Below are 19,583 nucleotides of genomic sequence, written 5' to 3'. Positions count from 1 at the left end.
GGGGGCCAGGGCCTGTTCACGCTGGAAAGGGCCTTGCGGACCCTAGGGATTGATGACCAGGCGCAGGTCCACGTCCTGCCCGCCCTCGTTGCGCGCCATCTGCAGCCGCGTGGGACCCAGCGCGTCGTACTGCCGGGCGGTCACGCGCCAGCCCGCCTGGTCGAACACCAGCGGACGGCCCTGCTCGTCGCGCTCGGCCACCTCGGCGGGCGGCCGCGCCGCCAGGCGGCCGCGCAGCCAATCGCGCAGGCCGGACACGGGGATGTCGCTGCCCAGCACGACCGCCACCAGTTCGTCGGGATCGGCGGCGCGCGTTTCCTTGCCGCTGGATTCCCGCAGCAGCGCTTCGCCCGGCACGGCCTCGACGCGCGCCAGGGTCGCGCCCAGCGGCGAGACGAGATCGAGCGCCAGGCGGCTGCCGTCGTCGCGCCAGGCGAAGCTGCCCTGCACCGCGTTCTGCTTGCCGCCGGCTTCCTCGATCCGCAGCGCGAACCGGCCGACCCGCGACAACGAGCGGCTCTCGTCCGCGCCCTGGGGCGCGGGGATGGGAACCGGCACGGCACAGGCCGCCAGGATCGCGGCCATTGCGCCCGCGGCGGCCGCGCGGGACAGGCGCCGCATGCCGGTCACAGCGTCACGTCGAGGCGCGCCAGGGTGCCCCGCAATGCCGCGTTGGACGGATCCTTGGACTGGACCTCGCGCCACAGCCGGCGCGCGCGGTCCTGCTGGCCCGAGGCCCACAGGACCTCGCCCAGGTGCACGGCGATCTCGGCGTCGGGCCGGATCTCGTAGGCGCGCTCGAGGTAGGACAGCGCCTTGGCGTTGTCGCCCATGCGATAGTGCACCCAGCCCATGCTGTCGATGATGAAGGGATCGTCGGGGGCCAGGTTCATGGCCCGCTCGATCAGCCGCTTGGCCTCGGGCAGCCTGACGTTGCGGTCGGCCAGCGAATAGCCCAGGGCGTTGTACGCATGGGCATGGTCGGGCTTGATCGCGATGATCCGGCGCAGCCGGCTTTCCATGTCGTCGATCCGGTTCTGCTGCTCGTACAGCATGGCCAGGTCGTACATCAGGTCAGGCGCGTCGGGATAGCGCTGGTTGGCCGCCTCGAGCACCTTGACCGCCTCGTCGCGGTCGCCGGCATTGCGCAGGATCTGCGCCTCGGTCAGGGCCACCTGGCTGCCCTCGCGCACGTCGCGCGGGTCGATCAGGCCCAGGATGCGGCGGGCCTCGTCCACGCGGCCCTGCTTGCCGCGCAGGACGGCCTGGCGCAGGCGCGCCGGCAGGGCGGCGTCGGGGTCGTCGACCTTGGCCAGCAGGTCGAAGGCGTCGTCGTAGCGTTGCTGGTCCTCGGCGATCTGCACGCGCAGGAACAGCGCGTTGTCCGCCTCGGGCAGCTGCGCGGCGCCCTTGGCCGTGCGCTGCTCGTGCACGTCCAGGTACTGCTTGAGATAGCCGTCGGCATCCGATGGGCGCTGCGACTGGTAGGCCAGCACGCCCTGCATGTAGAGGATCTCGAAGTCCTCGGGATTGGCGCGCGCCAGGGCCTGCAATTCGTCGCGCGCGCCGTCGTAGTCCTTCAGCGAGGCCAGCGCACGCGCCAGCAATACGCGCAGGTTGCGCGATTCCGCATGCGTGGCGATGAAGGCTCGCGCCCGCGCCACGGACTGGTCGGGCTCGGTTTCCACGCCCATCTGCAAGGCCAGCATGGCGGCCGCCTCGGAATCGGGCTGGGCGTCGAGCGCCGCGCGCGCCTCCTGCAGCGCGCGCGCCTTGTCGCCCGCCGTCGCGGCGACGCGCGACAGGGCCAGGTGCGCCTCGGGCAGGTTGCGCACATCGGTCAGCGCCTCTTCCAGGATGGACAGCGCCTTGCGCTTGTCATCCAGGCGGGCGACGACGCGGCGGGCATCGACGATGGCCACGGACTTGTCGGGAGCGGCCGCGATGCGGGCCCGCAGCGCCGAGCCCATGCCTTCGACCCGTCCCGCCGCGGCAGCCAGCGACAGCGCGGTCTGCCGCGCCTCGACGTCGGCCGGGTCCAGTTCGGCCCAGGCCTGGGCGGCGTCGAGCGCGCGCACCAGGTCGCCGCCGGCCAGCGCGAACTCGACCGCGCGGCGCGCCAGGCGCGGATCGCGTGTTTTCTCGGCCAGGTCCAGCGTCGTGCTGGTGGCGGGCCCGAAGGCGCCGCGCTGGGCGGCCACTTCCGAGGCGAGCACCTGGAACAGGATCTCGGCCGTCAGGTCGACGTTGGGGAGTGCCCTGGGCCCGATGGCGCGCCCCATGGGGGACAGACTGAGGCCCGGAACCAGCAACTCGTCGGATGCCGGGCGCGCGTCCTGGGCGGACACGGCCGATACGGCCGTCGCCAGCCCGACCCCTGCGGCCGCCAGCTTCAAACGATGAGCGTTAAACAACATGGCACAATTCCTTGGCGTATCGCCGACGCCGTCCATATTCGTTGATGTTAGCACTGCGCTTACCACCCAACGGCCGGTGGCGGCGGGGCGCCGATATGCTGGACCCCATGCCTTACTCATCGGACTGCCGGCCGCGCCAACAGTTCATCGCGCGCAAGCAGCAAACGCCATGCCCGAACTTCCCGAAGTAGAAACCACCCGCCGGGGCATCGCGCCCACGGTGGAAGGACGCGAACTGCGCCGCCTGATCGTGCGCGAGCCCCGGCTGCGATGGCCCGTGCCCGCCGGTCTCGCCGCCCTGGTCGAGGGGCGCCGCGTCCTGGCCACGGGCCGGCGCGGCAAATACCTTTTGATGCAATTCGAGCATGGCTGGCTGATCGTCCACCTGGGCATGTCCGGCTCGCTGCGCCACGTGCATCCGGACGAGGAGCCGCGCAAGCACGACCACGTCGACTGGGTCTTCGACCAGGCGGTCCTGCGCCTGCACGATCCCCGGCGCTTCGGCGCGGTGCTGTGGCACGACGCGGCGGCCGGGCCGGTGGAAAGCCATCCCCTGCTGGCCAGCCTGGGCATCGAGCCCTTCGATGACCGCTTCGACGGCGGCTGGCTGTTCCGCCATACCCGCCGCCGCAGCGCGCCCATCAAGCAGGCGCTGCTGATGGGCGACATCGTCGTCGGGGTGGGCAACATCTACGCGTCGGAAAGCCTGTTCCGCGCCGGCATCCATCCGCGCACCGCCGCCGGGCGCATCTCGGCCGCCCGCTACGAGAAACTGGCCGCCGCGGTGCGCGCTACGCTGGACGACGCCATCCGCGCCGGCGGCAGCTCGCTGCGCGACTACGTGGGCGCGGGCGGCGAATCGGGCTATTTCCAGATCGACGCGCGGGTCTACGACCGGGCGGGCCAGCCCTGCCGGGTGTGCGAGACGCCGATCCGCAGGCTGGTGCAAGGACAACGAGCAACCTATTACTGCCCGAAATGCCAGCGGTAGCGGGCTCCCCTATGGAACACATGACATGATTGCTTTTTCCCGGCGCGTGGCGCAGTGGCAGCGCGAGAACGGACGGCATACGCTGCCCTGGCAGAACACGCAGGACCCCTATCGCATCTGGCTGTCGGAGATCATGCTGCAGCAGACCCAGGTCGCGACGGTGATCCCGTACTACGAACGCTTCCTGGCGAAGTTCCCCACGGTGGCCGACCTGGCCGCCGCCGACGAAGGCGAGGTCATGGCCTTGTGGGCGGGGCTGGGCTATTACACGCGGGCGCGAAACCTGCACGCCTGTGCGCGGCAGGTGGTATCGGACTGGGGCGGGCGCTTCCCTCCCACGGCGGCGGACATCGAGACGCTGCCCGGCATCGGCCGCTCGACGGCGGCGGCGATCGCGGCGTTCGCCTATGGCGAGCGCAGCCCCATCCTGGACGGCAACGTCAAGCGCGTCTTCGCGCGCCACTTCGGCATCGAGGGCGATCCCACCAAGCGTGCGGTGGAACAGCGCATGTGGGCCATCGCCCATGCCGAGGTGCCGGCCGACGGCCCCGACGCGGCCGATGAAATGCGGCGCTATACGCAAGGGCTGATGGACCTGGGCGCCACGCTGTGCACACGCGGCGACCCGGACTGTGGTCGCTGCCCCGTGCGCGAGTCCTGTGTCGCGCTGCGCGAGGCCAGGCAGCACGAACTGCCCACGCCGCGCGAGCGCAAGGCCGTGCCCGAGCGGCATACCGGCATGCTGGTGATAGAGAAAGCGGGCGAGATCCTGTTGCAGCGCCGGCCCTCGCCCGGCATCTGGGGCGGCCTGTGGAGCCTGCCGGAATTCGCCGACGGGGATCCCGCGCAAGCTTGCCGCGTCCTGGGCGTGGCGCCGGCCGAGACCATACGGCTGCCGGTGTTCTCGCACACCTTCACCCACTTCAAGCTGCACATCGAGCCCTGGCACGTACAGGCGGGCTCGCTGGACCTGCGCGAAGGAGACCATCCGCAAGTCTGGCTGCCGTCCGCGGAACTGGCCGACGCGGCGCTGCCCGCGCCGGTGAAGAAACTGCTGGGCGGACTGTTCGGCCACAACGACCTGTTCCGGCCCTGAGGTCGGGAACAGCCCCTAGCTGCGCATCGTCACGCGCATCTGATAACGGTCGGACGGGCCGAGGACATGCTGGTATTCGATGGCCCGGCCATGCTGGTCGAACGCCACGCGCCGCACGTCCACCAGCGCCGACCCGATGGGCACCTGCAGGTCGCGCGCCAGAACCGGATCGGCCAGCGCCGCTCCCGCGGCCGCCTCTATCCTGAAGTAGGGGAAACCGGCCCGCGCCATCAACTCGCTCAATGCATGCCGGGAGAAATCCTCGGGCTGGAGGCGTGCCGCGATGTCCGCCGGCAGCCAGGCCGTGCTGTGCAGGATGGGCAGGCTGCCCCGCGTGCGCAGGCGCACGAGCTTCATCACCCGTTCTCCGGGCGGCAGCATCAAGCCGGTCAGCACCTGGAGCGGCGCCTCCACCTCCTCGAAGGACAGCAGCCGGGGAGTGCTGAGCGCGCGACTTTCCGCGACCTGCGCCATGAAGCCCGACAGCGGCGTCTGCAAGGACACCACCGCCGCCGACTCGGCCACGAAGGTGCCGTCGCCCTGGCGCCGCTCGATCAGCCCCTGCTCCTCCAGTCCCTGCATCGCCCTGCGCACCGTGATGCGCGAGACGGAAAAGAGCCTGCACAGCGCGTCCTCGGTCGGCAGCCGCTCGCCAGGCTGGTAGCGGCCGTTCGCGATGCCGTCCTTGATGACGGCGGAGATCTGGTGATGGAGGGGCGTTCCTAGGCTTCGGCTGAGTTTCTGCATGAGATGGGCGGGCCACGAGGTCATGCCGTGGAAGCACCATTGTGGCATGTCCATCACATGCGCCCCGCTTTGCATGAAATTTGTTATGTTGTCATAATGATTATACGATTTCACCCCAATGGCGAGGAAAAGAGAAGTGCCGACTCCACGTACGCTCTTCGACAAGATCTGGGACGATCACGTGGTCGCCGATCTGGGTGACGGTTTCGCGCTGCTGCATGTCGATCGCCACCTGATCACGGACGCGGGCAGCAAGGCCCTGGTGGACATGCGCCAGCGCGGCCTGGAAATGCGGAATCCGGAACTGGCCTTCGCCTCTCCCGACCATTCCGTCTCTACCCTGCCGGGACGCGCCAGTCCCACCCCACAGGGCGTCCGGCTGCTGGGCGACCTGCGCCGCGAAGCGCAAGCGCGCGGCATCCGGGTGTTCGACGTGGGCAGCGGCTCGCAGGGTATCGTCCACGTCATGGGCCCCGAACAGGGCTTGACGCTGCCGGGAGCCCTGGTAGTGTGCGCCGACAGCCATACCTGCACCCATGGCGGGCTGGGCGCGCTGGGCTTCGGCATCGGCGCCAGCGAATTCGTGCACATCGCCGTCACCCAGACCCTGGTCCAGGCCAAGCCGAGGAACATGCGGATACGCTTCGTCGGCAGGCTTGCGCAGGGCGTCTCGGCCAAGGACATGATTCTGCACGCCGCCGGCGTCGTCGGCACGGCGGGCGGGACCGGCCATGCCATCGAATACGCGGGCGATGCCGTGACCGCGCTGGACGTGGAAGCCCGCCTGACGCTGTGCAATCTCTCGGTCGAACTGGGCGCGAAGATAGGCATGGTCGCCCCCGACGAAAAGACCTACGCCTATCTGCGCGGCAGGCCCTACGCGCCCGCCGGGCAGGACTGGGACGTGGCGGTCGCCTATTGGCGCACGCTGCGCTCCGATGCCGACGCGTGCTTCGACCGCGAGGTGCTGATCGACACGGCCGGCATCGCGCCCCAGGTCACCTGGGGCACCAGCCCCGAGCAGGTGGTGGCGATCGACGGCGTCGTGCCCGACCCCGCCGGCATCGACGACCCCCAGCGCCGGCTATCGGTACAGGCCGCGCTCGACTACATGGGACTGAACCCGGGCCAGCGGATCGCCGGCACGCCCGTCGACCGGGTCTTCATCGGCTCCTGCACCAACGCCCGCCTGTCGGACCTGCGCAGCGCCGCCGCCGTCGTCCGGGGCCGCAAGGTGGCCGCGCGCGTCCAGGCCTGGGTCGTGCCCGGATCCGAACACATCAAGCAGGCCGCCGAGGCCGAGGGCCTGGACGGGATATTCCTCGCCGCCGGCTTCCAATGGCGCGACCCCGGCTGTTCCATGTGCCTGGCCGCCAACGGCGACCTGGCGGCGCGCGGCGAGCGCGTCGTCTCGACATCGAACCGCAACTTCGTGGGCCGCCAGGGCCCGGGCGCGCGCACCCACCTGACCAGCCCGGCCATGGCCGCGGCGGCGGCCGTCGCCGGAGCGATCTGCGATGTCCGCGACTTCAAGGCAACCCCGGCATGACGCCCTTCACCCGCCTGGAATCCGTGGCCGCCCCGCTGCTGCGCGACAACATCGACACCGACCTGATCATCCGGGTCGAACCCCTGTTCAACGGCGTCCCGCGCGGCGAGCTGGGACCCTATTGCTTCGAGTCCCTGCGCTATCGCCCGGACGGCACGGAAGATCCCGATTTCGTCTTCAACCAGCTGGCCACCCGGCAGGCGCGCATCCTGCTGGCCGGCGCCAACTTCGGCTGCGGCAGTTCGCGCGAAGGCGCGGTCTGGGCGCTGCTGGCGCTGGGCGTGCGCTGCGTCATCGCGCCCAGCTTCGGCGACATCTTCTATGGCAACTGCTTCCAGAACGGCCTGCTTCCCGTGCGTCTGCCACGCGCCGACGTCGAGTCGCTGGCGGCGCAGGCGCGCAGCCACCCCGGCGTCCCCATGACCGTGGACCTGCGGCAATGCTTCGTGGCCGGCGCCGACGGCGCGCGCATCGGTTTCGACATCCAGGCCCTGCGCCGCGAGGCCCTGCTCGAAGGGCTCGATCCGATCGCGCAGACCTTGAAGCGCAAACACCTCATCGACGACTTCCAGCGGCACGACGCGTTGCGCCGGCCATGGATACATCACCTTCCCTCCACGCCCAAGGAATCGACATGACGACCCCGTCCTGCTCGCCGGACATCCGTCGCCGCCAGTGGCTGGCCGCGACGGCCACCCTGGCGCTGTCGCCCGCGCTGCGCGCACAGGCCACCTATCCCCAAAAGCCCGTCAGGATGATCGTGCCCATGCCGCCGGGCGGCGCCACCGACGGCATGGCGCGGCTGATCGCGATGAAGCTGGGCGAACGCTGGGGCCAGAGCGTCGTGGTGGAGAACCGCGCCGGCGCGGGCGCCATCATCGGCACCCAGGCCATCGCGCGTGCCGCTCCCGACGGCTATACGTTCGGACTGGTCATCAGCTCGCACACCATCAATCCCGCGCTGCGCAGCACGCTGCCCTACGACACGCTGAAGGACTTCACGCCGCTCACGCAGCTGGGATCGGCGGTGATCGCGCTCGTGGCCCATCCATCGCTGCCCGCCAGCGACGTGCCGGGACTGATCAAGCTCGTGCGCGCCGAACCGGGGCGCCTGGAATACGCTTCGCTGGGCATAGGCACGGCCACCCACGTCGCCGGGGAACTGCTGAAGGTGAAGGCCGGCCTGGACATGCCCCACGTGCCCTACAACGGCAGCGCGCCGGCCTACAACGACCTGCTGCCGGGGCGGGTCAAGCTGGGCTTTGTCATCCTGGAGTCGGCGCTGCCCCACATCCAGTCGGGCAGGCTGAAACTGCTGGCCATCGCCAACGGCCAGCGCAGCTCCGCGCACCCGGACTTCCCGACCATAGGGGAAAGCGTGCCGGGCTACGCGTACGAAAGCATCTTCGGTTTCGTGGCGCCGGCCGGCCTGTCCGCCGACGTCGCGCAGAAACTGTCCGCCGACCTGATCGCGACCATCAAGCGGCCGGACGTCGTGCAGCAGATGAATGCCTGGGGCACCGACGTGGTGGCATCCACGCCGGCGCAGTTCGACGCCTTCATCCGCCAGGAAATCGACAGCACCCGCAGCGTGGCCAAGAGCGCCGGGATCAAGCTGACGGACTGAGGGGCAGGAGGCGGCGCCTAGGCGCCGTGCCCCGCCTGGACGAACTCCCGGGCGATCAGCGCGGCCGCCTCGGACAAACGGCCCAGGCAGGCCCGCTCCATCTCGGGCGTGAGCAGTTCGGCGGGGAACGCGCGCGCCAGGCTGCCTATCACCTTCCTTTCCCCCGGCAGGAAGATCGGCACCGCCACGCCGGCCAGGTTGGGCGTGATCTGGCTGCGGCTGGTGGCGTAGCCGCTGCGCCGGATCGCGGCCAGGGCCCCGCGGAATTCCTCCCAGCTGCGCCCCAGACCCGCCTGAGCGATCTCGTCGGCGCTACGCAGATAGGCCTGCCGGATGCGATGCGGCGTGAAGAACGCCAGCATCGCCAACGAGGCCGCGCCCCGGAACAACGGGAACGGCGTACCCCGCGAGCGCCGCACGGCGATGGTCTCGCCACGGTATTCGAGCGTATCGGGCCCTTCCTTGTAGATGCACAACACCTTGTCGCGATACAGGTTGTGCAGCAGCAGCACGCTGCCCGGCTCGCGTACGGCCGGCAGCACCTTGCGGCCCGCCAGGTACAGCGGATCGGTCAGCACCAGCATGCGTTCGAGTTCGATGATGCGGGGCCCCAGCGCATACATGCCGCCCGAGGACGGCGCCAGCACGCCGGCGTCGCACAGTTCCTTCACGTACCGGTAGGCCGTGGAGCGGGTATGGCCCAGCCTCGACATGACGTCCTCGACGCGCAGCAGCGGATGCTCGACGGACAGCAGTTCCAGCACTTCGAAAGCGCGGGCGAGCGTGGAAGCCGGGCGGGCGTTATCGGATGCGTTCACGGAGCGCTTGGGGGCGGAATGGTGACGCGGATTATACCGGTCATGGCAACACCAACTTATCAATCCTAAATAATGGGATGTTTGACGAATCCTGAATTACGGAATAACCTGAAAAAAACGCTCCGCATCGCGGGGCCCACAAGACCGAAGGAGACAACGGTGGCCGGCAAGATCGAATGCGTCGTCCAAGGGGCCGACATCCTGGGCGAAGTCCCGCTCTGGTGCGACCGCAGCCAGCGCCTGTGGTGGGTGGACGTGCGGCGGCCCGCCCTGCAATCGTACGAACCCGCCACCGGCCGGCATCGCGCGCAACGGCTGGCGCCCGAACTGCTGGTGGGCAGCATCGCGCTGCGCGAGGCGGGCGGCTTCCTGCTGGCCACCAGCCACGGCCTGTACCTGTACGACCCCGATACCGGCGAACCTCCCCAGCCCCTGCTGAACCCGGAACCCGACCTGCCCGACAACCGCCTGAACGACGGCAAGTGCGACCGCCGCGGCCGCTTCTGGGTGGGCAGCATGCCCGATACCCGCCGCACGCCGGAAGGCAGGCTCTACCGCTTCGACCCCGATCACCGCTGCCACGCCATGCTGGACGACGTCGTGCTGCCCAACTCCATCGCCTGGAGTCCCGACGACCGCACGATGTACTTCGCCGACACGCACCGGCAGGTCATCTGGGCCTTCGACTACGACCTGGACGACGGCGTCATCTCCAATCGCCGCGTCTTCAAGGACTGGACCCACCAGGCAGGGCGCCCCGACGGATCGACAGTGGACGTGGACGGCTGCCTGTGGAACGCGATGGTGGCCACCGGGCAGCTGGTGCGGCTCACGCCCGAAGGCAAGGTGGACCGGGTCATCCAGATGCCGGTCACCAATCCGACCTGCCCCGCCTTCGGCGGCGACCGGCTCGACACCTTGTACGTCACGAGCCATTCGCAACGCATTCCCGAGCTGGCCAGGGAACCGCTCGCCGGCGGACTGTTCGCGCTCGACGTGGGCGTGGGCGGCCTGCCCGAACCACGCTTCCGGGGCTGAACGCGGCACCCCGGCTCCGACATCCGCCCCGCGTCGACCACGACCATGGCGCAGCGCCATGGAGGAGACCTTCATGCAACGAGTTCGAGCCTTGCTGTTCCTGTTGTCGTGTGCCGTCGCGGCCCCATCGCCCGCCGCCGATGTCGTCAAGCTGGTGGTGCCCTTCGCGGCCGGCGGTCCGGTGGACCAGGTCGCGCGCATCATCGCGCCGGGGCTCACCGCGGCGCTGGGCAAGACCGTCGTGGTGGAGAACCGCGGCGGCGCGGGCGGCGTCGTCGGCGCCAACTATGTCGCCAAGTCGCCCGCGGACGGCGGGACGCTGCTGGTGGCGACCTCGGGCTACGTGATGTCGGCGGGCACGATGACGCAACTGCCCTACGACCCGCGCAAGGACCTGGAACCCGTGGCGCTGATCGGCCAGGTCCAGACCCTGATGATCGCCCGCCCCGACCTGGGCGTGCGCACGCTGCGCGAGTTGGTGGACAAGTCCAAGTCCGGGGCGCGCATCAGCTACGGTTCGTCCGGCGTCGGCTCCACCATGCACATAGGCGGCGAGATGGTGAACGTCTACACGGGTTCGCAGATGCTGCACGTCCCGTATCGCGGCGCGGCCCCCGCCATCGCCGACCTGCTGGCCGGGCAGATCGACGCGCTGAACGCCGACGTGACCATCCTCGCACCCTACGTGCGCGAAGGCAAGGTACGCGGCCTGGTGCTGTTCGACACGCAGCGTTCCAAGCAATTGCCCGACGTGCCGACCTCGGTCGAGGCGGGCTATCCCGACCTGCAGATGAGCAACGCCTACGGCATCCTGGCGCCGGCCGGCACCCCGGAGGCCACGCGCCGGCAGCTGGAGCAGGCCATCCTGAAGGTCGCGCGCTCGCCCGAGGTATCGGACAAGCTGGGCGGCATGGGGTTGATCGGCCCCATGGACACGGAGCAATTCAAGGCCAAGCTGGCCAGCGACTTCGACCGCTGGATCCCCTTCCTGAAGAAGACCGGCATCCAGGTCCAGCCCTAGAGGAAACAGAGGAACCCACCGCATGATCGTCGAGCACCGCACCTACACGCTCAAGCACGGCACCATGGACGACTACCTGCAGCGATACCGCACGCACGGCCTGCCCGTGCAGATGCGGCACCTGGGCGGGCTGGTCGGCTTCTACGTAAGCGAGATCGGTCCGCTGAACCAGGTCGTCCACATCTGGGCCTACGCCAGCCTGGCCGAGCGCGAACGGCGCCGCGAGCGGTTGGAGGCGGACCCCGAATGGGCTGCCTTCAGGCAGATGAACCGGGGGTCGTTCGTCGCCCAGGAGGTGAAGATCATGAACGTGGCGCCGTTCTCGCCGCAGCCGGCGTTGCCGGAGGACTAGGGGTGCGCCGCTAGCTCTGCACCAGCGCCCGGTGCCGCTGTATCCCCATCAGGATGCCCGCGGCGCACCCCAGCGTCAGCAGCGCCGTGCCGCCGTAGCTCATGAAAGGCAGCGGCACGCCCACCACGGGCAGGATGCCGCTGACCATGCCCATGTTCACGAAGGCATAGACGAAGAACACCATGGTCAGCGCCCCCGCCAGCAGGCGCGAGAAGACCGACGGGGCATTCGCGGCGATGGTCAACCCGCGGATCAGCAGCAGCAGGTACAGGAACAGCAGCAGCAGGTTGCCGACGAAGCCGAACTCCTCGGCGAAGACGGCGAAGATGAAGTCGGTGGTGCGCTCGGGAATGAAATCGAGGTGGGTCTGGGTTCCCTGCATGTAGCCCTTGCCCAGCATGCCGCCCGAGCCGACGGCGATGGCGGACTGGATGGTGTGGAAGCCCTTGCCCAGCGGATCGGAAGCGGGGTTGAGCAGGGTGCAGACACGGTGTTTCTGGTAGTCGTGCAGCACCACCCAGTCCAGGCCGTCCTCGCACAGGGTGTCCTCCAGCGTGACCAGCGTCCCCAGGCCGATCACGCTGACCAGGGTGATCGGCACCAGCAGGCGGAACGACAGGCCGGCGAAGAACAGCACGAAGAACCCCGCGCCGAACACCAGCAGCGCGGTGCCCAGGTCGGGTTGCAGCACGATCAACGAAAACGGCGTCAACATCAGCACGGCGGCCACGATGAAGTCGCGTACCCGCAGCGTGCCCTGGTGCTTGTGGAAATACCAGGCCAGCATCATCGGCACGGCGATCTTCATCACCTCGGAAGGCTGGATGCGGGTGAAGCCCAGGTTCAGCCAGCGTGTCGCGCCCTTGCTGGTCTCGCCGGCGAATTCCACGCCGAACAGCAGGACCAGCCCGACCAAGTAGACCGGCACGGCCAGCCGCATCAGCGTCTGCGGCGAGAGCTGCGCCAGCAGCCACATCGCCAGCAGCGCGATGCCGTAGTTGCGCAACTGGTCGGCGAAGCGGCCGTCGAAGCCGCCTCCGGCCGAGTACATGGACATCAGTCCGATGCCGGCCAGGGCCATCAGGATCAGCAGCATGGGAGCGTCGAACACCGCGACCGTGCGCAGCAAGACGGTGCGCCAGGTCAGGCGGTTGAACAGGCCCGGTCCATCAATCACCGGAAGCCTCCACAGGTTGGGGTGGCGTGTCGGGCACGGGCCCGCCCGGGCGCTTGCCCAGCAGCCAGAAGTCGAATACCTGGCGCGCCACCGGCGCGGCCACCGTGGCGCCCCAGCCGGCGTTCTCGACGATCAGGGCCACCGCGATGCGCGGGTGGTCCAGCGGCGCGAAGGCCATGAACAAGGCGTGGTCGCGCAACCGCTCGTCGATGCGGTTGGCGTTGTAGCGTTCCCCCGTGCGCAGGCTGTAGACCTGCGCCGTACCGGTCTTGCCCGCCGCGACGTAGGGCGCGCCGGCAAAGGCCCGGGCCGCGGTGCCGCTGCGCGTCACCGAGGCCATGGCCTGCTTGATCATCCTGACGTTCTCGGGCTTGAGCGGGATGCGATAGCTCTCGTGCGGGACGGTCAGGGTCTGTTCGCCGGTGGCGCTGTCCTGCAGGGACTTCACCAGGTGGGGCTTCATGTAGACGCCGTCGTTGGCCAGCACCGAGGTGGCCTGGGCCAGTTGCAGCAGCGTAAAGGCGTTGTAGCCCTGGCCCACGCCGATGGAGATGGTTTCGCCCGCGTACCAGCGCTGTTGCTCGGGCTTGGAATAGGCCCGCCGCTTCCAGGCGGTGGACGGCAGGATGCCGGTCTTCTCGCCGCCCAGGTCGATGCCGGTGATCTGGCCGAAACCGAAGGGCTTCATGAAGTCGTGGATGGCGTCCACGCCCAGGTCGGCGGCCAGCGAATAGAAATAGGTGTCGGACGAGACCTCCAGCGCGCGGCGCATGTCTATCGTGCCGTAGGCCCGTTCCCCGGAGTTGCGGTAGCGCCGGTCGCCGAATTCGAAATAACCGGGGTCGTACATGGTCCCGGTGAAGGTCCGCTTGCCCAGTTCCAGTCCGGCCAGCGCCATGAAGGGCTTGTAGGTGGAGCCGATGGGATAGGTGCCGTACAGCGGCCGGTTGATCAGCGGGCGGTCGGGCGACTCGTTCAGCGCCTTCCAGTTGTCCACGTCGATGCCGTCGACGAACAGGTTGGGATCGAACGACGGGCGGGAGACGAAGGCCAGGATGTCGCCCGTGGACGGTTCGATCGCCACCAGCGCGCCCCGCCGGTTGCCGAACGCCGCCTCGGCGATCTTCTGCAGCTCGATGTCGATGGACAGGATCAGGTTCTTGCCCGAAACCGGCGGCGTGCGCGAAAGCGTCCGCACCGCGCGGCCCGAGGCGGTCACCTCGACCTCCTCGACCCCGGTCTTCCCGTGCAGCACGCTCTCGTAGGATTTTTCCAGGCCTTCCTTGCCTATGTAATCCGTTCCCCGATAGTTGGAAATGGTGCCATCTTCTTCCAACCGGCCGATATCGCGCTGGGAAATCCGCCCTATGTAGCCGACCACATGCGCCGCGGTCTCGCCCTGGGGGTAGTTGCGCAGCAGCCGCGCGCGGATTTCCACGCCCGGGAAACGATAGGCCTGGGCGGCGAAGCGGGCGACCTCCTCGTCGGTCAGGCGGCTGCGGATGGGCAGGCTCTCGAACCGCCGCGACTCGCCCAGCAACTGGCGGAAACGGCGGCGATCGCGGGCGTCGATGTGCACCACCTCGCCCAATTGCTCGATGGTCTCGTCCAGCTTGCCCGCCTTGGACGGGGTGATTTCCAGCGTATAGGCCGAGTAGTTGCGGGCCAGAAGCGCGCCATTGCGGTCCACGACGATGCCCCGATGGGGCGTGATGGGCACGACCGAGATGCGGTTCTGCTCGGCACGGGCGGCATAGGCGTCGTGGTTGGCGACCTGCAGGTACCAGAACCTGGATCCGAGCAGGCCGAAGCAGACGAGAACGAGCCCCACCGCCACCAGCAGGCGCAGGCGGAAATGCTGGAGTTCGCGCTCGGTATTCTTGAGTTCGGTCATGTGCTGCGGAAACCCGGCCCCTGCGGGCCGGACGGTGTTGCGTGGTGCCGGCTGGCCTGGCTTAGATGGGCCTCGTGTCGTCGGGGTCCACCGGCCTGCGCTGGGGGGCTTGCAGGATCCAGCCCGCCAGCGGCCACAACAGGGCCGAGATCACGCTGTTCAGCGCCCACCACCAGCCGGGCCAGGTGCCGTCGAGCCAGCCGCGGATAGAGAATACCGTGAGTTCGGAGACGAAAAAAACCGGCAGCACGTGCAAGGCCTGCAGCCAGGGCGAGAACCACGACAGCCGCCGGTGCATCAGCAGCGCCAGATAGACCATCAAGGTGTAGGACAGCGCGTGCTCGCCCAGGCGGGCCGACCCGTGCACGTCCATCAGGATGCCGAAGACGAAGGCGGTCAACATGCCCACGCGCCGGGGCTCGTGGACGCTCCAGAATACCAGGCAGATCGCCAGCGCGTCGGGGATGCCGCCCACCTGGCCCCAGGGCAGCAGGTTGAGCAGCCAGGCCAGGAACAGCGTGAGCCAGATGAAGCGGGGTTCGACCGGCAAGAGCAGGTGTTCGGTCGGAACCCGGGAACGTGGCAGCGTGGAAGGTGCTTTCAACGGAAGCCCCCCCCTGCGCGCTGACGCGCGCCCCCCAGGGGGCGGCACTGGCGGACCGGCGGAGCCGGATCCGCCGCGCCCTGGATGAGGAAGTGTGCTTTCATCGGCTGGGGGTAGCGCGGGGCGCCATGGATGATGGGGACGACTTGTCCGACAGTTCGCTTTTGGAGGATTCGTCCCCCGGCGCGCCGGGAAGTTCCTGCGGCTTGATGGTCTGCAGCACCAGGAAATGCCGGTAGCGGTCCACGCCGGCCACCGGCTTGCACAGGATGCGCGCGAAGCCGGAACTGGCGTCGCGCTCGACCGATTCGACCGTGGCCACCGGCAGGCCCTCGGGATAGATGCCATCCAGCCCGCTCGTGACCAGGGTGTCGCCCACCTGGATGTCGGCGTCGGACGCCATGAACCGCAGGCCCAGCCGGCCCGGGATCTCGCCGCCGGAGGTGATGCCGCGCAGGCCGTTGCGCAGCACCTGGATGGGAATGGACTGCACCCGGTCGGTCAGCAGCGCGACCTCGGAGGTCATGGGCGAGGTGCGCACCACCTGCCCCACCACGCCGCCGTCGTCGATGACCGGCATGCCGGCGATGATGCCGTAGTGGCTGCCCTTGTCGATGATGAGGCGGCGCGAGAAGGCGTCGCGCGACTCGTACAGCACCTGCACCAGGACGGCGGGCGCCGGAACGCGCTCGCTGGCGCCCAGCAACCGGCGCAGCTGGGCGTTCTCGGAAGCCAGTTGCGCGGCCTGGGCGGTGGACTGCGCCATCTCGATGCGCTGGCGGCGCATCAGCTCGATTTCCTGCTGGACGCTGCTGTTGACCTCGAAGAAATCGGCCACGTAGCGCACGCCGTCGCGAGGCAGCAGCATCACGCGCTGGAACGGATACAGGACGACGCTGACCGCTTCACGCAAGGCATCGAGCGCCCGCATGCGGGTATCGACCACCAGCATGACCAGGGACAGGAACACGAAGAACGCCAGCCGGACCAAGGCCGGCGGCCCTTGCTTGAAAAACGACGGTGGACTGTATTGCATGGAAGTATGTCCAGCGTCCGGCGATGCCGGGACAGGTCCCGAGGAAAAAAGACCGGGGCGAACCGCTTGTCAGCCGCTTCGCCCCGTCGCGATGACAACCACGAGAAAAGATTACTCGTTCGTGAAGATGGCGCCCAGTTTGTCCATGCGCTCGAGCGCCTGGCCGCAGCCGCGCACCACGCAGGTCAGCGGATCCTCGGCCACGATGACGGGTAGGCCGGTTTCTTCCTGCAGCAGGCGGTCCAGGTCGCGCAGCAGCGCGCCGCCGCCAGTCAGCATGATGCCCTTCTCGGTGATGTCGGCGCCGAGCTCGGGCGGGGTCTGCTCCAGCGCGATCTTCACGGCCGAGACGATCTGGTTCAGCGGATCGGTCAGCGCCTCGAGGATTTCGTTGGAGGAAACGGTGAAGCTGCGGGGGATGCCTTCGGACAGGTTGCGGCCCTTGACTTCCATTTCCTTGACCTCGGAGCCGGGGAACGCCGATCCGATGGCCTTCTTGATGAGTTCGGCCGTGGGTTCGCCGATCAGCATGCCGTAGTTGCGGCGGATGTAGTTGACGATGGCCTCGTCGAACTTGTCGCCGCCCACGCGCACCGAGCCCTTGTAGACCATGCCGCCCAGCGAGATCACGGCGACCTCGGTGGTGCCGCCGCCGATGTCCACCACCATCGAGCCGCTGGCGTCGGAAACCGACAGGCCGGCGCCGATGGCCGCGGCCATGGGTTCCTCGATCAGGAACACCTGGCTGGCGCCGGCGCCCAGCGCCGATTCCCGGATCGCCCGGCGCTCGACCTGCGTGGAGCCGCAGGGAACGCAGATGATGATGCGGGGGCTGGGGGCGAACAGGCCCTTGGGGTGGACCATGCGGATGAACTGCTTGAGCATCTGCTCGGTCACGGTGAAGTCGGCGATCACGCCGTCCTTCATGGGGCGGATGGCTTCGATGTTGCCGGGCACGCGGCCCAGCATCTGCTTGGCTTCCTTGCCCACCGCCTGGATCGTTTTCTTGCCGCTGGGCCCGCCTTCCTGGCGGATGGCCACCACCGAGGGTTCGTTCAGCACGATGCCCTTGCTGCGGACGTAGATCAGCGTGTTGGCGGTGCCAAGGTCGATCGCCAGATCATTGGAAAAATAACTGCGCAGGAAACTGAACATCGGGAATCTTTTATGAAGAACGGATGCGGGGTGGGCGGGTCCGGTAAACGCGAAATGATAACTTATAATCCTGCTTCAATACCCTGAAACTGCATCAAAGTTCTGCATTATTCTCGATTCTGCGGTCTTCGAAGCAGTGCTACGACCCACCCGGCCCCGAAGCGCGCCAAAGCCCCGTCCGACGCCGTTTCGCAGCCTTTCCATCACACTGTCATGGCGCTTACCGAAACCGACGTCACGCGCATCGCGCGGCTGGCCCGTCTCGAACTTGCGGGCGACACCCAGGCCCGCGTCCTGAAGGACCTGAACGGCATCTTCGGCCTGATCGAGCAACTGCAGGCGGTCGACACCCAGGGCGTGGAACCGCTCACCCATCCCATCTCGGCCATCGAGGACGTGGCGCTGCGCCTGCGCGAGGACGCCGCCACCGAGCCGGCCACCGCCGAATCGCGCGACGCCCTGCTGGCCAACGCCCCGGCCGTCCAGGACGGCCTGTTCCTGGTGCCCAAGGTCATCGAGTAAGCCCATGCCCCAACCCCTGCACACCGAATTCTCCGGCATCACCGAGCTGCGCAAGGCCCTGGACGAGCGCCGCGTCTCGGCCGTCGAGCTGGCGCAAAGCGCGCTCGAGGCCATCGCCGCCCGCCACGAACTCAATGCCTTCCTGCACGTCGACCCCGAACTGACGCTGGCCCAGGCCCGCGCCGCCGACGCCGCGCTGGCGAACGGCCAGGCCGGTCCGCTGGCCGGCATCCCCATCGCCCACAAGGACGTCTTCGTCACCCGCGGCTGGCGCACCACGGCGGCCAGCGCCATGCTGAAGGACTACGTCAGCCCGTTCGACGCCACCGTGGTCGAACGACTGGCCGCGGCGGGCGCGGTCACCCTGGGCAAGCTCAATTGCGACGAGTTCGCGATGGGTTCGTCCAACGAGAACTCGGCCTACGGCCCGGTCCTCAACCCCTGGGACACCGCGGCCGTGCCCGGCGGTTCGTCCGGCGGCTCGGCCGCCGCGGTCGCCGCGGGCCTGGCCGTGGGCGCCACGGCCACCGACACCGGCGGGTCGATCCGGCAGCCGGCCTCGCTGTGCGGCGTCAGCGGCATCAAGCCCACCTACGGCACCGTGTCCCGCTACGGCATGATCGCCTACGGCTCCAGCCTGGACCAGGGCGGCCCAATCGCCCGCCACGCGCGCGACCTGCTGGAACTGCTGGACCCCATCACCGGCTTCGACGAACGGGACTCCACCAGCCTGGAACGCTGCGGCGCCGAGCCCAACGCCCCCGGCCGCGTGCGCGCGGCGTTCGACGCGTTCGCGGCGCGGGCCCAGGGCGACAAGCCGCTGGCCGGCCTGCGCATCGGCATCCCGCGCGAATTCTTCGGCGCCGGGCTGGCCGACGACGTGCGCATGGCCATCGAGACCGCGCTGCAGCAATTCGAGGCGCTGGGCGCCCGGCGGGTGGACATCTCGCTGCCGCGCACGGAACTGTCCATCCCGGCCTACTACGTCATCGCCCCGGCCGAGGCCTCGAGCAACCTCTCGCGCTACGACGGCGTGCGCTACGGCCACCGCGCGGCCCAATACCGCGACCTGGCCGACATGACCAGCCGCTCGCGCGCCGAGGGCTTCGGCCTGGAAGTGCAGCGCCGTATCCTGACGGGTACCTACGTGCTGTCGCACGGCTACTACGACGCCTACTACCTGCAGGCGCAGAAGGTGCGCCGGCTGGTGGCCGACGATTTCCAGAAGGCGCTGCGGGACCAGTGCGACGTGATCGTCGGCCCCGTGTCCCCCACCGTGGCCTGGAACCTGGGCGAGAAGACCGACGATCCGGTGGCCATGTACCTGGCCGACATCTACACGCTCAGCCTGAACCTGGCGGGCCTGCCCGGGGTGTCCATCCCCTGCGGCTTCGGCCTGGGTCCGGTGCACGGCCAGCGCCCCGTCGGCCTGCAGATCATCGGCAATTATTTCGACGAGGGCCGGTTGCTCGGCATCGCCGACATCTTCCAACAAGCCACCGATTGGCATGATCGCCGCCCGGGCAGCCTGTGATCCTT

19 protein-coding genes are annotated in these 19,583 nt (G+C 68.8%); 10 read left to right on the top strand and 9 right to left on the bottom strand.

Features of this window, described 5'->3' with window-relative positions:
* Positions 1-42 precede the first annotated feature (42 nt).
* Positions 43-621, bottom strand: a complete 579-nt coding sequence (locus N5K27_RS14365) for an outer membrane lipoprotein LolB (RefSeq protein ID WP_132979739.1) — start codon at positions 619-621, stop codon at positions 43-45.
* Between the two features lie 5 nt (positions 622-626).
* On the bottom strand, positions 627-2,417 hold the full coding sequence (locus N5K27_RS14360; protein ID WP_279817216.1) for a tetratricopeptide repeat protein: 1,791 nt from the start codon (positions 2,415-2,417) through the stop codon (positions 627-629).
* 169 nt (positions 2,418-2,586) lie between these two features.
* On the opposite strand from N5K27_RS14360, the gene mutM reads away from it, so the two are divergent.
* Positions 2,587-3,408 (top strand): bifunctional DNA-formamidopyrimidine glycosylase/DNA-(apurinic or apyrimidinic site) lyase, encoded by an 822-nt coding sequence (gene mutM, locus N5K27_RS14355; RefSeq protein ID WP_087838784.1) that lies wholly within the window; start codon positions 2,587-2,589, stop codon positions 3,406-3,408.
* 25 nt (positions 3,409-3,433) lie between these two features.
* On the top strand, positions 3,434-4,504 hold the full coding sequence (gene mutY, locus N5K27_RS14350) for an A/G-specific adenine glycosylase (protein ID WP_279817215.1): 1,071 nt from the start codon (positions 3,434-3,436) through the stop codon (positions 4,502-4,504).
* A gap of 15 nt (positions 4,505-4,519) precedes the next feature.
* On the opposite strand, the gene N5K27_RS14345 is transcribed toward mutY, so the two are convergent.
* Positions 4,520-5,305, bottom strand: coding sequence for a GntR family transcriptional regulator (locus N5K27_RS14345; protein ID WP_176400725.1), 786 nt, complete (start codon positions 5,303-5,305; stop codon positions 4,520-4,522).
* Between the two features lie 64 nt (positions 5,306-5,369).
* On the opposite strand from N5K27_RS14345, the gene leuC reads away from it, so the two are divergent.
* Genes leuC through N5K27_RS14330 form a run of 3 tightly spaced genes read left to right on the top strand, consistent with a single transcriptional unit; the run spans position 5,370 to position 8,427 of the window.
* Complete coding sequence (gene leuC, locus N5K27_RS14340) at positions 5,370-6,800, top strand: 3-isopropylmalate dehydratase large subunit (RefSeq protein WP_087838786.1); 1,431 nt, start codon at positions 5,370-5,372, stop codon at positions 6,798-6,800.
* A complete protein-coding gene (gene leuD / locus N5K27_RS14335) occupies positions 6,797-7,438 on the top strand; it encodes a 3-isopropylmalate dehydratase small subunit (RefSeq protein ID WP_087838787.1) in 642 nt (213 codons plus the stop codon). Before leuC ends, leuD begins: the two co-directional genes overlap by 4 nt.
* A complete protein-coding gene (locus N5K27_RS14330; protein ID WP_176400726.1) occupies positions 7,435-8,427 on the top strand; it encodes a tripartite tricarboxylate transporter substrate binding protein in 993 nt (330 codons plus the stop codon). Before leuD ends, N5K27_RS14330 begins: the two co-directional genes overlap by 4 nt.
* A gap of 17 nt (positions 8,428-8,444) precedes the next feature.
* On the opposite strand, the gene N5K27_RS14325 is transcribed toward N5K27_RS14330, so the two are convergent.
* Positions 8,445-9,245 (bottom strand): IclR family transcriptional regulator C-terminal domain-containing protein, encoded by an 801-nt coding sequence (locus N5K27_RS14325; RefSeq protein ID WP_140416861.1) that lies wholly within the window; start codon positions 9,243-9,245, stop codon positions 8,445-8,447.
* Between the two features lie 159 nt (positions 9,246-9,404).
* On the opposite strand from N5K27_RS14325, the gene N5K27_RS14320 reads away from it, so the two are divergent.
* From N5K27_RS14320 to N5K27_RS14310, 3 genes are all read left to right on the top strand, one after another.
* A complete protein-coding gene (locus N5K27_RS14320; RefSeq protein WP_087838790.1) occupies positions 9,405-10,283 on the top strand; it encodes an SMP-30/gluconolactonase/LRE family protein in 879 nt (292 codons plus the stop codon).
* Positions 10,284-10,356: 73 nt separating this feature from the next.
* Positions 10,357-11,304 (top strand): tripartite tricarboxylate transporter substrate binding protein, encoded by a 948-nt coding sequence (locus tag N5K27_RS14315; RefSeq protein ID WP_279817211.1) that lies wholly within the window; start codon positions 10,357-10,359, stop codon positions 11,302-11,304.
* A gap of 22 nt (positions 11,305-11,326) precedes the next feature.
* A complete protein-coding gene (locus N5K27_RS14310) occupies positions 11,327-11,656 on the top strand; it encodes an NIPSNAP family protein (protein WP_132979733.1) in 330 nt (109 codons plus the stop codon).
* A gap of 10 nt (positions 11,657-11,666) precedes the next feature.
* On the opposite strand, the gene rodA is transcribed toward N5K27_RS14310, so the two are convergent.
* From rodA to N5K27_RS14285, 5 genes are all read right to left on the bottom strand, one after another.
* Positions 11,667-12,752, bottom strand: coding sequence for a rod shape-determining protein RodA (gene rodA, locus N5K27_RS14305; RefSeq protein ID WP_279817253.1), 1,086 nt, complete (start codon positions 12,750-12,752; stop codon positions 11,667-11,669).
* Positions 12,753-12,825: 73 nt separating this feature from the next.
* Positions 12,826-14,727 carry a penicillin-binding protein 2 gene (gene mrdA / locus N5K27_RS14300; protein WP_087838795.1) on the bottom strand — a complete coding sequence of 634 codons (1,902 nt, stop codon included), beginning with the start codon at positions 14,725-14,727 and terminating at the stop codon, positions 12,826-12,828.
* Between the two features lie 61 nt (positions 14,728-14,788).
* Entirely contained in the window at positions 14,789-15,331 is a 543-nt protein-coding gene (gene mreD / locus N5K27_RS14295) for a rod shape-determining protein MreD (protein WP_338617095.1), read from the bottom strand.
* Between the two features lie 100 nt (positions 15,332-15,431).
* Entirely contained in the window at positions 15,432-16,367 is a 936-nt protein-coding gene (gene mreC, locus N5K27_RS14290; protein WP_087838796.1) for a rod shape-determining protein MreC, read from the bottom strand.
* A gap of 111 nt (positions 16,368-16,478) precedes the next feature.
* Complete coding sequence (locus N5K27_RS14285) at positions 16,479-17,522, bottom strand: rod shape-determining protein (protein WP_087778192.1); 1,044 nt, start codon at positions 17,520-17,522, stop codon at positions 16,479-16,481.
* A gap of 213 nt (positions 17,523-17,735) precedes the next feature.
* On the opposite strand from N5K27_RS14285, the gene gatC reads away from it, so the two are divergent.
* Together gatC and gatA are read left to right on the top strand one after the other, a co-directional pair.
* Positions 17,736-18,044 (top strand): Asp-tRNA(Asn)/Glu-tRNA(Gln) amidotransferase subunit GatC, encoded by a 309-nt coding sequence (gene gatC / locus N5K27_RS14280; RefSeq protein ID WP_087838797.1) that lies wholly within the window; start codon positions 17,736-17,738, stop codon positions 18,042-18,044.
* Positions 18,045-18,048: 4 nt separating this feature from the next.
* Positions 18,049-19,578 (top strand): Asp-tRNA(Asn)/Glu-tRNA(Gln) amidotransferase subunit GatA, encoded by a 1,530-nt coding sequence (gene gatA, locus N5K27_RS14275; RefSeq protein WP_279817207.1) that lies wholly within the window; start codon positions 18,049-18,051, stop codon positions 19,576-19,578.
* Positions 19,579-19,583: the final 5 nt, after the last annotated feature.

It is taken from the genome of Pigmentiphaga sp. GD03639 (genome assembly GCF_029845405.1).
GTDB lineage: Bacteria > Pseudomonadota > Gammaproteobacteria > Burkholderiales > Burkholderiaceae_B > Pigmentiphaga > Pigmentiphaga daeguensis.
This window is presented reverse-complemented; position numbering and strand designations above follow the sequence as displayed.

Excerpts from the sequence above, each read along its gene's own strand:
- mreC (WP_087838796.1), bottom strand. The coding sequence starts at position 16,367 with ATGCAATACAGTCCACCGTCGTTTTTCAAGCAAGGGCCGCCGGCCTTG.
- N5K27_RS14330 (WP_176400726.1), top strand. The coding sequence starts at position 7,435 with ATGACGACCCCGTCCTGCTCGCCGGACATCCGTCGCCGCCAGTGGCTG.
- mutY (WP_279817215.1), top strand. The coding sequence starts at position 3,434 with ATGATTGCTTTTTCCCGGCGCGTGGCGCAGTGGCAGCGCGAGAACGGA.
- mutM (WP_087838784.1), top strand. The coding sequence starts at position 2,587 with ATGCCCGAACTTCCCGAAGTAGAAACCACCCGCCGGGGCATCGCGCCC.
- gatC (WP_087838797.1), top strand. The coding sequence starts at position 17,736 with ATGGCGCTTACCGAAACCGACGTCACGCGCATCGCGCGGCTGGCCCGT.
- N5K27_RS14285 (WP_087778192.1), bottom strand. The coding sequence starts at position 17,522 with ATGTTCAGTTTCCTGCGCAGTTATTTTTCCAATGATCTGGCGATCGAC.
- leuD (WP_087838787.1), top strand. The coding sequence starts at position 6,797 with ATGACGCCCTTCACCCGCCTGGAATCCGTGGCCGCCCCGCTGCTGCGC.
- N5K27_RS14360 (WP_279817216.1), bottom strand. The coding sequence starts at position 2,417 with ATGTTGTTTAACGCTCATCGTTTGAAGCTGGCGGCCGCAGGGGTCGGG.
- gatA (WP_279817207.1), top strand. The coding sequence starts at position 18,049 with ATGCCCCAACCCCTGCACACCGAATTCTCCGGCATCACCGAGCTGCGC.
- N5K27_RS14345 (WP_176400725.1), bottom strand. The coding sequence starts at position 5,305 with ATGGACATGCCACAATGGTGCTTCCACGGCATGACCTCGTGGCCCGCC.
- N5K27_RS14365 (WP_132979739.1), bottom strand. The coding sequence starts at position 621 with ATGCGGCGCCTGTCCCGCGCGGCCGCCGCGGGCGCAATGGCCGCGATC.
- leuC (WP_087838786.1), top strand. The coding sequence starts at position 5,370 with ATGGCGAGGAAAAGAGAAGTGCCGACTCCACGTACGCTCTTCGACAAG.
- N5K27_RS14315 (WP_279817211.1), top strand. The coding sequence starts at position 10,357 with ATGCAACGAGTTCGAGCCTTGCTGTTCCTGTTGTCGTGTGCCGTCGCG.
- rodA (WP_279817253.1), bottom strand. The coding sequence starts at position 12,752 with ATGCTGCTGATCCTGATGGCCCTGGCCGGCATCGGACTGATGTCCATG.
- mrdA (WP_087838795.1), bottom strand. The coding sequence starts at position 14,727 with ATGACCGAACTCAAGAATACCGAGCGCGAACTCCAGCATTTCCGCCTG.
- N5K27_RS14310 (WP_132979733.1), top strand. The coding sequence starts at position 11,327 with ATGATCGTCGAGCACCGCACCTACACGCTCAAGCACGGCACCATGGAC.